The organism is Klebsiella sp. JB_Kp031 (genome assembly GCF_040064295.1).
GTDB lineage: Bacteria > Pseudomonadota > Gammaproteobacteria > Enterobacterales > Enterobacteriaceae > Klebsiella > Klebsiella quasipneumoniae.
In genome coordinates, this window is record NZ_JBEAJW010000038.1 from 84549 (window position 1) to 97913 (window position 13365).

Genomic DNA, 13365 nt, shown 5'->3' on the forward strand with positions numbered 1-13365 from the left:
CGCCACCCGACAAAACAAGCCTCAAACCGAAGTGAATTTTCTGTGAGAATTCGTTGAAAATCAGGTCGTAAAGGACAGGCGTTATCGGCGAAGTCAAAGTGGACGCCGCCTGCGCGGAGCAATCGGAGCGTACTAAAGTACGTGAGGATTGTGAGCACAGCCGGAGTTCGTTATGACGAGTAAGATAGCCTGAACCGGACTTAAATAAGGAATAAAAATCACCATGTTATTGCCTTGGTTGATATTAATCCCCTTTATCGGCGGCTTCCTGTGCTGGCAGACCGAACGCTTTGGCGTGAAAGTGCCGCGCTGGATCGCGCTGATTACCATGGGACTGACGCTGGTGCTTGGCCTGCAGCTGTGGATGCAGGGCGGCTATTCTCTGACGCAATCCGCGGGTATTCCGCAGTGGCAGTCTGAGTTCGTGCTGCCGTGGATCCCACGCTTCGGCATTAGCATTCATCTGGCGATCGACGGCCTGTCGCTGCTGATGGTAGTGCTGACCGGCCTGCTCGGCGTGCTGGCGGTGCTCTGTTCCTGGCGCGAAATCGAAAAATACCAGGGCTTCTTCCACCTCAACCTGATGTGGATCCTGGGCGGCGTCATCGGCGTGTTCCTCGCCATCGACATGTTCCTGTTCTTCTTCTTCTGGGAAATGATGTTGGTGCCGATGTACTTCCTGATTGCGCTGTGGGGCCACAAAGCCTCTGATGGTAAAACGCGTATCACGGCGGCCACCAAGTTCTTCATCTATACCCAGGCGAGCGGCCTGGTGATGCTGATTGCCATTCTGGCGCTGGCATTCGTCCACTTCAACGCCACCGGCGTGTGGACTTTCAACTATGAAGAGCTACTGAAAACCCCGATGTCCCACGGCGTGGAATATCTGCTGATGCTCGGCTTCTTCATCGCCTTCGCGGTGAAAATGCCGGTGGTGCCGCTGCACGGCTGGCTGCCGGACGCCCACTCCCAGGCGCCGACCGCCGGTTCCGTCGACCTTGCGGGGATCCTGCTGAAAACTGCGGCCTACGGTCTGCTGCGCTTTGCGCTGCCGCTGTTCCCGAACGCCTCCGCCGAGTTTGCGCCTATCGCCATGTGGCTGGGCGTGATCGGGATCTTCTACGGCGCGTGGATGGCCTTTGCCCAGACTGATATCAAACGTCTTATCGCCTACACCTCCGTGTCCCACATGGGCTTCGTGCTGATTGCTATCTACACCGGCAGCCAGCTGGCGTATCAGGGGGCGGTGATCCAGATGATTGCTCACGGTCTCTCCGCGGCGGGTCTGTTTATTCTCTGCGGCCAGCTGTACGAACGTCTACATACCCGTGACATGCGTCAGATGGGCGGTCTGTGGAGCAAAATCAAATGGCTGCCGGCGATGTCGATGTTCTTCGCCGTCGCCACCCTGGGGATGCCGGGCACCGGTAACTTCGTCGGCGAATTTATGATCCTGTTCGGCAGCTATAAAGTGGTGCCGGTGATCACCGTGATCTCGACCTTTGGTCTGGTATTCGCGTCCGTTTACTCGCTGTCGATGCTGCATCGCGCTTACTTCGGTAAAGCGAAAAGCGAAATCGCGGCGAAAGCGCTGCCGGGGATGTCCCTGCGTGAACTGTCTATCATCCTGCTGCTGGTGGTGCTGCTGGTGCTGTTGGGCTTCTTCCCGCAGCCGATCCTCGACACCTCGCATGCTGCGATGAGCAACATTCAGCAGTGGTTTGTTAATTCTGTTTCTACTACAAGGCCGTAATTCGCCATGACAATAACTCCACAACAACTGATCGCACTGCTACCGCTGCTGATCGTCGGCTTGACGGTGGTGGTTGTGATGCTCTCCATTGCGTGGCGACGCAATCATTTTCTCAATGCCACGCTGTCGGTTCTCGGGCTTAATGCCGCGCTGGTTTCGCTCTGGTTCGTCGGCCAGAATGGGGCAATGGACGTCACGCCGCTGATCCGCGTTGACGGCTACGCGATGCTCTACACTGGGCTGGTGCTGCTGGCGAGTCTCGCCACCTGTACTTTCGCCTATCCGTGGCTTGAGGGTTACAAGGACAACAAAGAAGAGTTCTACCTGCTGGTGCTGATCGCCGCCCTGGGCGGCATTCTGCTGGCCGGTGCGAATCATCTGGCGGCGCTGTTCCTCGGCATTGAGTTAATCTCGCTGCCGCTGTTCGGCCTGGTCGGCTACGCCTTCCGCCAGAAGCGTTCGCTGGAAGCGAGCATCAAATACACCATCCTCTCCGCGGCAGCCTCCTCTTTCCTGCTGTTCGGTATGGCGCTGGTGTATGCGAACTCCGGCAACCTGTCCTTCCTTGCGCTGGGCAAGAGCCTGGCGGACAACACGCTGCACGAGCCGCTGCTGCTGGCGGGTCTCGGCCTGATGATCGTCGGTCTTGGCTTTAAGCTGTCGCTGGTGCCGTTCCACCTGTGGACGCCGGACGTTTACCAGGGGGCGCCTGCGCCGGTCTCCACCTTCCTGGCGACCGCCAGCAAGATCGCCATCTTCGGCGTGGTGATGCGTCTGTTCCTGTACATGCCGGTGGGCAACAGCGAAGCGGTGCGCGTGGTGCTGGGGCTGATCGCCTTCGCCTCTATCATCTTCGGTAACCTGATGGCGCTGAGCCAGACCAATATCAAACGTCTGCTCGGTTATTCTTCTATCTCCCACCTCGGCTATCTGCTGGTGGCGCTGATCGCCCTGCAAAGCGGCGAAATGTCGATGGAAGCCGTTGGCGTCTACCTGGCCGGCTACCTGTTCAGCAGCCTCGGCGCGTTCGGCGTGGTCAGCCTGATGTCCAGCCCATACCGTGGCCCGGACGCGGACTCGCTGTTCTCCTACCGCGGTCTGTTCTGGCACCGTCCGATCCTGTCGGCGGTGATGACGGTGATGATGCTCTCCCTGGCCGGTATCCCAATGACTCTCGGCTTTATCGGTAAGTTCTACGTGCTGGCCGTCGGTGTTCACGCCCATCTGTGGTGGCTGGTTGCCGCGGTGGTTGTCGGCTCGGCGATCGGTCTCTACTACTACCTGCGCGTGGCGGTGAGCCTGTACCTGAGCGCGCCGGAGCAGCTGAACCGTGATGCGCCGTCGAACTGGCAGTACAGCGCTGGCGGTATCGTGGTGCTGATCTCTGCCCTGCTGGTGCTGGTGCTCGGTATCTGGCCGCAGCCGCTGATTAGCATCGTGCAGCTGGCGACGCCGCTGATGTAAGTGGATTGACTCAATAAAAAAACCGCCGGAATGGCGGTTTTTTTATGCCCGGAATGTTACGCCACCGTGTAAACCATAAAGTCTTCCGCCAGCAGGGTGTCCGGGAAAATCTCCCGGCATTCCGCCAGCATCCGCAGGCAGCCCTCGGCATCGTAGCGTGAGCTAAAGTGGGTGGCGATAAGCGTGCCGACGCCTGCCTCTTTAGCCAGCGTCGCGGTCTGCTGACTGGAGGAGTGGCCGCGACTATTGGCTTTCTCCGCCATCGCCTGCTCCAGGGTGGTCTCGTGGACCATCACATCCGCGCCGCGCGCCATCTCCAGCGCCTGCGGGCAGGGAGCGGTATCGCCAAAGATGGCCAGCGTTTTACCCGGCGTGGCGGGCCCCAGGTAGCGGCTGCCGTCGATCACCCGGCCATCCGCCAGCGTCACCTGTTCACCGCGCTTAAGGCGGTGAAACAGCGGCCCGGGAGGCACGCCGTCGGCAATCAGCTGGGCGGCGTCGAGGGCGCCGGGCTTGTCGTGTTGCTCAATGCGATACCCGTAGCACTCCACCGGATGGCTAAGCGGGAACGCGGTGACCCGATAGCCCTCTTCGTCGAACACCAGACCGGGGCCGACTTCGATGATGGTCAGAGGATAGTCGGCCCACGAGCCGCTGAGGCGCAGCGCGGTGTCAATGAATTCTTTTATTCCTGTTGGTCCGTAGACCGTCAGCGGCAGCGAATTCCCCTGCATCGAGCGGCTGCACAGCAGCCCGGGCAGGCCGAACAGATGGTCGCCGTGCAAATGGGTAATAAAGATCTTATTCAGTTTGCCAGGATGATGGGGCGTATGCAGAAACTGATGCTGGGTCCCTTCGCCGCAGTCAAACAACCACATTTCGGCGCGGGTTGGCTGTTGCAAATTGAGTATTATCGACGTCATATTACGCGTGCGGGTCGGCACCCCGGCGGATGTCCCCAAAAAAGTTAATTCCATCGTCCAGTGTCCTCAGGGCGAGTCGCAAAACATCAGTATATCAATAAGGAGCAGCAGATGATGACCTGGCAGGATCTCCATCATAGTGAACTCACCGTTCCCCAGCTGTATGCGCTGCTGAAGCTGCGCAGCGAAGTCTTTGTCGTGGAGCAGCAGTGCGCCTATCAGGATGTCGACGGCGATGATTTGGTCGGGGAAAATCGCCATCTGCTCGGCTGGCGCGATGGCGAACTGGTGGCTTATGCGCGGATCCTTAAAAGCGAAGAGATGTACGATCCGGTGGTGATTGGCCGGGTTATCGTCAGCCCCGCCGCGCGCGGCGAAAAGCTCGGTCATCAGCTGATGGCGCAGGCGCTGGCCAGCTGTCAGCGGCACTGGCCGCAAAAGTCGATTTACCTTGGGGCGCAGGCGCACCTGCAAACTTTTTACGCCCACTTCGGTTTTACGCCGGTGACTGAGGTCTATGATGAGGATGGCATTCCGCACATCGGCATGGCGCGGGAAAGCCGCGCTGTTTGACCCCTCACCACTCATATTCCAACCCTGTTCCGGGCCGGCGAGCAGGTGAGATAAAACCCGCTCCCTCATCATGGGTACTGCTATTCCGCCGTCGAACCCCTTATAATGTGGGGTTTTACTACCGTGGAGGTTTGCGTGCTGTCTGTTTCCACTGCGCTGGCCCGTTTACGTGACGGCCTGAGTGAGCCCTTTCCTGACTCACCCGGCACGCGAATTATCGATATTGCCTTTCCGCTGAATGATGCCTTCGATCCGCTGCTATGGTGCGGCCAGCAGCCGCAGTGGCCGCAGTTCTACTGGCAGCAGCGCAATGGCGACGAGGAGATGGCGGCGCTGGGGGCGGTAAAAAGCTTTCCCTCGCTCGACGCGGCGAACCGCTTTTTACACCAGGCCGGACGGCAGGATCTGCGCATCTGCGGCCTGAATGCGTTTGCCCCGCAGCAAGGCCGGCTGGTGCTGCCGCGTCTGGAATGGCGTCGGTGCGGCGGCAGGGCCGTGATGCGGCTGGTGCTGCACAGCGACCTCTCCCTGCGCGACGATGCCATGACGGCGCGTGATTTTCTCGCCAGCCTGACCACCGCCCAGGCGACCCCTGGCGGCGTACCGCCGCTGTTGTGCGAGCGCCACTCCTCCGATTATCCCCTGTGGCAGGCAATGATAGACCTGGCGACGCAGGCCATCGCCGCCGGCGACATGGATAAAGTGGTGCTGGCGCGGGCAACCGACCTGCAGTTTGCCGCCCCGCTGGATGCCGTGAGCATCATGGCCGCCAGCCGCAGCCGCAATCTTAACTGTTTTCATTTCCTGATGGCGTTCAATGCCCGTCAGGCGTTTTTCGGCTCCACGCCGGAGCGGCTGTGGCGCCGGCGCGGCGCGCTGCTGCGCACCGAAGCGCTGGCGGGCACCGTCGCTAATCATCAGGATGACGCGAAGGCGCAGCAGCTGGCCGACTGGTTGATGAAAGACGACAAAAATCAGCGGGAAAACATGCTGGTGGTGGAGGATATCTGCCAGCGCCTGCAGAGTGAGGCCTCGACGCTGGACGTTCTGCCGCCGCAGGTGGTGAGGTTGCGCAAGGTACAGCATCTTCGACGCTGCATCTGGACCGAGCTGGCGGAGCCTGACGACAGCCGCTGTCTGCTGCAGCTGCAGCCTACCGCCGCGGTGGCCGGCCTGCCGCGGCGGGCGGCGCTGGCATTCATTCAGCGCCATGAACCTTTTTCCCGTGAATGGTACGCTGGTTCCGCCGGGTATCTGTCGCTGGCGCAAAGCGAGTTTTGCGTGGCGCTGCGTTCGGCGAAAGTGGACAACGACACCCTGCGACTGTATGCCGGGGCGGGGATCGTCAGCGGCTCCGATGCGCTGCAGGAGTGGCAGGAGATTGACAACAAAGCGGCCGGGCTGCGCTCGCTACTCTGTCCATAAGCGGGAATGACGATGCATATCAAAACGCCGTCACTTTGGCTTATCTATACTTAGCATCAATATTTGATACCGGACAATTTCATGTCAGTAAGCGCATTCAACCGACGCTGGGCGGCAGTGATCCTGGAAGCTTTAACGCGCCACGGCGTGCAGCATATCTGCATCGCGCCGGGCTCGCGCTCGACACCCTTAACCCTGGCGGCGGCGGAAAACCGCGCCTTTATCCATCATACCCATTTTGACGAACGCGGCCTTGGCCACCTGGCGCTCGGTCTGGCGAAAGCCAGTCGCCAGCCGGTGGCGGTCATTGTGACCTCCGGGACCGCCACCGCGAACCTCTATCCGGCGCTGATTGAGGCGGGTCTCACCGGGGAAAAGCTGATTCTCCTGACCGCCGACCGTCCGCCGGAGCTGATCGACTGTGGCGCCAATCAGGCGATTCGTCAGCCGGGGATGTTCGCCTCCCATCCGTCGCAGACGATTTCTCTGCCGCGTCCCTCGCAGGATATTTCCGCCCGCTGGCTGGTCTCGACCATCGACCAGGCGCTGGGCGAGCTGCACGCCGGCGGGGTGCATATCAACTGCCCGTTCGCCGAACCGCTGTATGGCGATATGGATGATACCGGCGTGGAGTGGCAGCAGCAGCTCGGCAGCTGGTGGCAGAGCGATAAGCCCTGGCTGCGTCAGGCGCTGCAGAGGGAAAGTGAGAAACAGCGCGACTGGTTCTTCTGGCGGCAAAAGCGCGGCGTGGTCGTGGCGGGCAGAATGAGCGCTGCCGAAGGGAAAAAAGTGGCCGAGTGGGCCCAAACCCTCGGCTGGCCGCTGATCGGCGATGTCCTGTCGCAGACCGGGCAGCCGCTGCCGTGCGCTGACCTGTGGCTGGGCAATGGCAAAGCGGTGAGCGAGCTGGCACAGGCGCAGATCGTGGTTCAGCTCGGCAGCAGCCTGACCGGCAAGCGGGTTCTGCAGTGGCAGGCCACCTGCGAGCCTGATGAATACTGGCTGGTGGATAATCTGCCCGGTCGTCTCGATCCGGCACAGCACCGCGGCCGCCGTCTGCTTGCCAGCGTTGACCGCTGGCTTGAGCTGCACCCGGCGGAGAAACGCCAGCCGTGGGCGACGGCCATTCCTGAACTGGCCCGTCAGGCGTGGGAGGCGGCGGTCGCCAGCAACGACCCCTTTGGCGAAGCGCAGCTGGCGCAGCGAATTCGCCGCTATCTGCCGGAACAGGGGCAACTGTTTGTCGGCAACAGCCTGGTGGTGCGCCTGATCGACGCCCTGGCGCAGCTGCCGGCCGGCTACCCGGTTTACAGCAACCGCGGCGCCAGCGGCATTGATGGCTTGATCGCCACCGCCGCCGGCGTGCAGCGCGCCAGCGCCAGGCCAACCCTGGCCATCGTCGGCGATCTTTCGGCGCTGTACGATCTCAACTCGCTGGCTCTACTGCGCCAGGCGTCGGCGCCGCTGGTGCTGATCGTGGTGAACAACAACGGCGGGCAGATTTTCTCCATGCTGCCGACGCCGCAGGACGAGCGGCGTCAGTTCTACTTAATGCCGCAGGATGTTGATTTCAGCCACGCGGCGGCGATGTTCGGCCTGGCCTATCATCGCCCGGCTGACTGGCAGGCGCTGGATGAGGCGCTGGCCGGCGCCTGGCGCAGGGCAGGGGCGACGGTGATTGAGCTGGCGGTCAATGAGACCGACGGCACACAGACCCTCCAGCAGCTGCTGGCGCAGGTAAGCCGCCTGTGACCCTCAGCGCGGTTGTCGAACATGGCCAGCCGGGTTATCCCTGGCTGGTCTTTCTGCACGGTTTTTCCGGCGACCGCAACGAGTGGCGGGAAGTGGGCGACGCGTTTCGCGCCTGGCCGCGGCTGTATCTCGATCTGCCGGGCCACGGCGGCTCCGCGAATATCGCAGTGCAGGACTTTGCCGGGGTCAATATCCTGCTGCAGGCTACGCTTAATAGTTACAACATACTTAAATACTGGCTGATCGGTTACTCGCTGGGGGGCCGGGTGGCGATGAACTTCGCCTGCCAGCCGCGCGCGGGTCTGCGCGGCCTGATCGTCGAAGGCGGCCATCCGGGCCTGCAGGATGCCGAAGCGCGGCTGGCGCGGCGCAGCAACGACAGCGCCTGGGCGGACCGTTTTCGCCATGAGCCGTTGGCACAGGTCTTTGCCGACTGGTATCAGCAGCCGGTCTTCGCTTCACTGAACGCCGGGCAGCGCGCGGCGCTGGTCGCCTTACGCAGCCGGAACAACGGTGCGACGCTGGCGGCGATGCTGCAGGCGACCTCCCTTGCCGGGCAGGCCGATCTGCGCGCACCCCTGCAGGCGCGCGATCTCCCCTTTCATTACCTGTGCGGCGAGCGCGACGCGAAGTTTCACGCCATCGCCCAAGCGCTCGCGGCGGATCTCCATCTTATTCACCATGCCGGACACAACGCGCACCGGGACAACCCGGCGGCGGTGATTGCCTGTCTGGCGCAGATTTTGGCAAGTTAACTGAAGGACATTCTATGATCTCTCTTGATGAAGCAATGCTCTATGCCCCTGTTGAATGGCGCGATTGTTCCGAAGGCTATACCGATATTCGCTACCACAAATCGGCCGACGGCATTGCCAAAATCACTATCAACCGCCCGCAGGTGCGCAACGCCTTCCGCCCGCTGACCGTCAAAGAAATGATCCAGGCGCTGGCGGATGCCCGTTATGACGACAATATCGGGGTGATTGTCCTGACCGGCGAAGGTGAGAAAGCCTTTTGCGCGGGCGGCGATCAGAAAGTTCGCGGTGATTACGGCGGCTATCAGGATGACTCCGGCGTACATCATCTCAATGTACTCGACTTTCAGCGCCAGATCCGCACCTGCCCGAAACCGGTGGTGGCGATGGTGGCCGGCTACTCTATCGGCGGCGGCCACGTGTTGCACATGATGTGCGATCTGACCATCGCGGCGGAAAACGCCATCTTCGGTCAAACCGGGCCGAAGGTCGGCTCCTTCGACGGCGGCTGGGGCGCCTCCTATATGGCGCGCATCGTCGGGCAGAAAAAAGCGCGGGAAATCTGGTTCCTCTGCCGTCAGTATGACGCCCAGCAGGCGCTGGATATGGGGCTGGTGAACACCGTGGTGCCGCTGGCGGATCTGGAAAAAGAGACGGTGCGCTGGTGTCGGGAAATGCTGCAGAACAGTCCAATGGCGCTGCGCTGCCTGAAAGCGGCGCTGAACGCCGACTGCGACGGCCAGGCCGGTCTGCAGGAGCTGGCCGGCAACGCCACCATGCTGTTCTACATGACGGAAGAGGGGCAGGAAGGCCGCAATGCCTTCAACCAGAAACGTCAGCCGGACTTCAGCAAATTTAAACGGAATCCCTAATGCGCGTATCGCAGGTTTACCGCTGGCAGATACCGATGGACGCGGGCGTGGTGCTGCGCGAACGGCGGTTAAAAACCCGCGACGGGCTGTTCATCCACCTGCGGGAGGGTGAACGGGAGGGCTGGGGGGAAATATCTCCCCTGCCGGGATTCAGCGCAGAGTCCCTGGAGGAGGCGCAGGCGGCGCTATTGGCGTGGGCGCAGGCCTGGCGCGACGGCGCGGAGCCGGCGCTTCCTGCGCTGCCCTCTGTCGCGTTTGGCATCAGCTGCGCGCAGGCGGAGCTCAGCGGCGAGCTGCCGCTGGCCGCGGATTATCGCGCAGCGCCGCTCTGCTCCGGCGATCCGGATGAGCTGTTCGCCAGGCTGGCGGCGATGCCCGGCGAGAAAGTCGCTAAGGTGAAAGTGGGTCTCTGGGAGGCGGTCCGCGACGGCATGGTGGTTAATCTGCTGCTGGAAGCCATCCCCGACCTGCAGCTGCGTCTGGATGCCAACCGGGCCTGGACGCCGCTGAAAGCGCAGCAGTTTGCGAAATACGTCAATCCGGCGTATCGCCAGCGCATTGCGTTTATTGAGGAGCCCTGTAAAACGCGGGAGGACTCGCGGGCCTTTAGCCGCGAAGCCGGGATCGCTATCGCCTGGGATGAAAGCCTTCGCGAGGCGGATTTTCGCTTTGTCGCCGAGCCGGGCGTGCGCGCGGTGGTGATTAAGCCGACGCTAACCGGCAGTTTACACCAGGTTCAGCAGCAGGTCGCCGCGGCCCATGCGCTGGGGCTGAGCGCGGTGATCAGTTCGTCGATCGAGTCCAGCCTCGGGTTAACTCAGCTGGCGCGGGTTGCCGCCTGGCTGACGCCGCAGACCATCCCCGGACTGGACACCCTGTCGCTGATGGGCGCCCAGCTGGTGCGGCCGTGGCCGGAAAGCACCCTGCCGATGATCAACATGGATACGCTGGAGGCGCTGTTGTGAGCTTTTGCGACTGGCCCTGGCGCCACTGGCGCCAGCGGCGCGGAGAGGCGCAGGCGCTGCGCCTGAATGACCAGCCGCTGACCTGGCGCGACCTGTGCGACCACGTTGACGCGCTGGCGGCCGGCTTTGCCGCGCAGGGCGTAACGGCAGGTCACGGGGTGGCGCTGCAGGCTTTTAACCAGCCCTCGACGCTGCTGGCCTGGCTGGCGCTGCTGCAGTGCGGCGCGCGGGTGCTGCCGCTGAATCCGCAGCTGCCCGCAGCGTTGCTGCAGGAACTGCTGCCAGCGTTGACCGTCCAGCATCAGCTGGTGCTTAACGGCGATGCGCTGCCGGGGGATTTACCGGCGTTAACCCTGCAGGCGGCAGCGGGAACCCATGCTGTGCCGTGGCGCGGGGATCGTTTCGCCTCAATGACGCTGACCTCGGGGTCGACCGGTCTGCCGAAGGCTGCAGTGCATGATGCCAGCGCCCATCTGGCCAGCGCCGCCGGCGTGCTGGCGCTGATGCCGTTTGCCGCAGAAGATGACTGGCTGCTGTCGCTGCCGCTGTTTCATGTCTCCGGCCAGGGGATTATGTGGCGCTGGCTGCTGGCCGGCGCGCGGCTGACGGTGCGCGATAAACAGCCGCTGGCGCAGATGCTGCAGGGCTGCACCCACGCTTCGCTGGTGCCGACTCAGCTGTGGCGCCTGCTGAATGACGGTGCTGCGCTCTCCCTCAAGGCGGTGCTGCTTGGCGGCGCGGCGATCCCCGTCGAGTTGACCGAGCGGGCGCGGGGGCAGGGGGTACGCACCTACTGCGGCTATGGCCTGACCGAATTTGCTTCCACCGTCTGCGCCAAAGAGGCCGACGGTGCGGCGGATGTGGGCGCGCCGTTGCCGGGGCGGGAGATGAAAATCGTTGCCGGCGAGGTCTGGCTGCGGGCGGCGAGTATGGCCGCGGGCTACTGGCGCGACGGTCAATTGTTGCCATTGACCAACGACGAAGGGTGGTTTGCCACCCGCGATCGCGGCGAGATCATCAATGGACGGCTCACTCTCCTCGGGCGCCTGGATAATCTCTTTTTCAGCGGTGGGGAAGGGATCCAGCCTGAGGAGGTGGAACGGATCATCGTGGCGCATCCGCAGATACAACAGGCGTTTGTCGTGCCGCTGGACGATGCGGAATATGGCCAGCGTCCGGTCGCGGTGGTGGAATGCGATGATGGCTGCGAAATGAGCGTGCTGGCGGCATGGAGCGCGGAGCGGCTGGCGCGTTTCCAGCAGCCGGTGCGTTGGCTGCGGCTGCCGGAAACGTTAAAGAACGGTGGGATTAAGATCTCGCGCCGGGCGCTGCGCGAATGGGTCAATTCGCCGGCTTAGCCGATATTGGCTTCGGCGCGACGCTGGCGCTGTTTACGCCGCAGACGCAGCAGCGGCGGCACCACCAGCACGGCGATGGCCAGCACCAGCAGCGTTTTGGTCACTCCACTTTGCCACAGGATCGCCAGGTTGCCGTTGCTGATGGACAGCGCGCGACGCAGGTTCTGCTCCAGCATCTCCCCCAGCACGAAGCCAAGGATCAGCGGCGACATCGGGAAGTGCATTTTGCGCATGATGTAGCCAAGCACGCCAAGCCCCACCATCAGCAACAGGTCAAAAGTGGTGCTGTGTACTGCGTAAACGCCGACGGCGGAGACCGCGGCGATGGCCGGGACCAGAAACCACAGCGGAATGGTCAGCATACGGGTGAACAGGCCGATCAGCGGAATGTTCATGATAAGCAGCATCACGTTAGCGATCAGCAGGGCGGCAATCAGCCCCCAGACGATATCCGGCTGTTCGGTGAACATCGCCGGGCCGGGCGTAATGTTATACAGCGTCAGCGCGCCCATCATCACCGCGGTGGTGCCGGACCCCGGCACGCCGAGCGTCAGCATGGGAATAAAGGAACCGCAGGCGGAGGCGTTATTAGCCGCTTCCGGCGCCGCCACGCCGCGAATATCTCCCTTGCCGAAGTTATCGCTGTTACCGCTGAGTTTTTTCTCCGTCATGTAAGTAATGGCGCTGGCGATGGTCGCCCCGGCGCCGGGCAGAATACCGACGAAGAAACCCACCACCGAGGAGCGCAGCGTCGCGCCGACGCACTGTGCGGCCTCTTTGGTGTTAAACAGCATCCGTCCGGTTTTCCGCACCAGGGTTTGTCCGCCGCTGGTGCTCTCCAGCATCAGCAGGATCTCCGAAACCGAGAACAAGCCGATCACCACCACAATAAACTGTACGCCGTCGGAGAGATGGACGCTGTCGAAGGTGAAGCGGTAAACCCCGGTATTAGCGTCTACGCCCACCGTCGCCAGACCCAGGCCGATTAACGCCGCGAGGAACGACTTCAGCGGGTTCTGCGCCATCATGCTGCCAAGACAGGCGATGGCGAAGACCATCAGCGCGAAGTATTCCGCCGGACCGAACGCCAGCGACCACTGGGCGAGCAGCGGCGCGAACAAAATAATACCGCCGATGGCGATCAGTGAGCCAAAGAAGGAACTGACGGCGGAAATCGATAGCGCAACGCCGCCGCGACCCTGCTGGGCCATCGGATAGCCGTCGAGGGCGGTCATAATGGCGGCGGCATCGCCGGGCACGTTCAACAGAATCGATGAGATTCGCCCGCCGTATTCGCAACCGATATAGACCGTCGCCAGCAGGATCAGCGCCGATTCTGCTGGCAGGTGAAGGGCGAAAGCCAGCGGCAGCAGGATCGCCACGCCGTTGATAGGGCCCAGCCCCGGCAGCAGGCCGACGATAGTCCCGACAAAGCAGCCGATCAGGGCGATCAGCAGGTTCTCCGGCGTCATGGCGACGGCGAAGCCCTGCGAGAGATAGATCCAGGTATCCATAAACGCCTCCG

The 13365-nt window shown here is 62.3% G+C and carries 11 protein-coding genes; 9 read left to right on the forward strand and 2 right to left on the reverse strand.

Annotated elements, in window-relative coordinates; translation table 11 throughout:
• Positions 1-223 precede the first annotated feature (223 nt).
• Complete coding sequence (nuoM, locus tag ABLV64_RS17680) at positions 224-1753, forward strand: NADH-quinone oxidoreductase subunit M (protein ID WP_004201738.1); 1530 nt, start codon at positions 224-226, stop codon at positions 1751-1753.
• 6 nt (positions 1754-1759) lie between these two features.
• Positions 1760-3217, forward strand: coding sequence for an NADH-quinone oxidoreductase subunit NuoN (gene nuoN / locus ABLV64_RS17685; protein ID WP_004201737.1), 1458 nt, complete (start codon positions 1760-1762; stop codon positions 3215-3217).
• 56 nt (positions 3218-3273) lie between these two features.
• Here the strand turns inward: nuoN and rnz are convergent, their stop codons facing one another.
• Positions 3274-4194 carry a ribonuclease Z gene (rnz, locus tag ABLV64_RS17690; protein ID WP_348843038.1) on the reverse strand — a complete coding sequence of 307 codons (921 nt, stop codon included), beginning with the start codon at positions 4192-4194 and terminating at the stop codon, positions 3274-3276.
• A 57-nt stretch (positions 4195-4251) separates the two neighbouring features.
• Between rnz and ABLV64_RS17695 the strand changes: the two genes are divergently transcribed.
• From ABLV64_RS17695 to menE, 7 genes are all read left to right on the forward strand, one after another.
• Positions 4252-4713 (forward strand): GNAT family N-acetyltransferase, encoded by a 462-nt coding sequence (locus ABLV64_RS17695; RefSeq protein ID WP_017899278.1) that lies wholly within the window; start codon positions 4252-4254, stop codon positions 4711-4713.
• Positions 4714-4848: 135 nt separating this feature from the next.
• Entirely contained in the window at positions 4849-6138 is a 1290-nt protein-coding gene (gene menF / locus ABLV64_RS17700; RefSeq protein WP_049092498.1) for an isochorismate synthase MenF, read from the forward strand.
• 81 nt (positions 6139-6219) lie between these two features.
• The gene (menD, locus tag ABLV64_RS17705) at positions 6220-7890 is read left to right on the forward strand and encodes a 2-succinyl-5-enolpyruvyl-6-hydroxy-3-cyclohexene-1-carboxylic-acid synthase (RefSeq protein ID WP_069603717.1); all 1671 of its coding nucleotides are present in this window, start codon (positions 6220-6222) and stop codon (positions 7888-7890) included.
• Positions 7887-8645: a 2-succinyl-6-hydroxy-2,4-cyclohexadiene-1-carboxylate synthase gene (gene menH / locus ABLV64_RS17710; RefSeq protein ID WP_348843037.1), complete on the forward strand. Its 759-nt coding sequence runs from the start codon at positions 7887-7889 to the stop codon at positions 8643-8645. The genes menD and menH overlap by 4 nt, the downstream gene beginning before the upstream one ends.
• Before the next feature lie 14 nt (positions 8646-8659).
• Positions 8660-9517: a 1,4-dihydroxy-2-naphthoyl-CoA synthase gene (menB, locus tag ABLV64_RS17715; protein WP_032456427.1), complete on the forward strand. Its 858-nt coding sequence runs from the start codon at positions 8660-8662 to the stop codon at positions 9515-9517.
• Entirely contained in the window at positions 9517-10482 is a 966-nt protein-coding gene (gene menC, locus ABLV64_RS17720; protein WP_348843036.1) for an o-succinylbenzoate synthase, read from the forward strand. Before menB ends, menC begins: the two co-directional genes overlap by 1 nt.
• Entirely contained in the window at positions 10479-11840 is a 1362-nt protein-coding gene (gene menE, locus ABLV64_RS17725; RefSeq protein ID WP_065903316.1) for an o-succinylbenzoate--CoA ligase, read from the forward strand. Before menC ends, menE begins: the two co-directional genes overlap by 4 nt.
• Here menE and ABLV64_RS17730 read toward each other — a convergent pair.
• Complete coding sequence (locus ABLV64_RS17730) at positions 11837-13354, reverse strand: tripartite tricarboxylate transporter permease (RefSeq protein ID WP_004201726.1); 1518 nt, start codon at positions 13352-13354, stop codon at positions 11837-11839. The two genes, menE and ABLV64_RS17730, sit on opposite strands and share 4 nt — an antisense overlap.
• Between the last annotated feature and the right edge of the window lie 11 nt (positions 13355-13365).

What these genes read in the sequence shown, in the direction of transcription:
- nuoM (WP_004201738.1), top strand. Translation starts at nt 224, where the DNA reads ATGTTATTGCCTTGGTTGATATTAATCCCCTTTATCGGCGGCTTCCTG.
- nuoN (WP_004201737.1), top strand. Translation starts at nt 1,760, where the DNA reads ATGACAATAACTCCACAACAACTGATCGCACTGCTACCGCTGCTGATC.
- rnz (WP_348843038.1), bottom strand. Translation starts at nt 4,194, where the DNA reads ATGGAATTAACTTTTTTGGGGACATCCGCCGGGGTGCCGACCCGCACG.
- ABLV64_RS17695 (WP_017899278.1), top strand. Translation starts at nt 4,252, where the DNA reads ATGATGACCTGGCAGGATCTCCATCATAGTGAACTCACCGTTCCCCAG.
- menD (WP_069603717.1), top strand. Translation starts at nt 6,220, where the DNA reads ATGTCAGTAAGCGCATTCAACCGACGCTGGGCGGCAGTGATCCTGGAA.
- menB (WP_032456427.1), top strand. Translation starts at nt 8,660, where the DNA reads ATGATCTCTCTTGATGAAGCAATGCTCTATGCCCCTGTTGAATGGCGC.
- menC (WP_348843036.1), top strand. Translation starts at nt 9,517, where the DNA reads ATGCGCGTATCGCAGGTTTACCGCTGGCAGATACCGATGGACGCGGGC.
- ABLV64_RS17730 (WP_004201726.1), bottom strand. Translation starts at nt 13,354, where the DNA reads ATGGATACCTGGATCTATCTCTCGCAGGGCTTCGCCGTCGCCATGACG.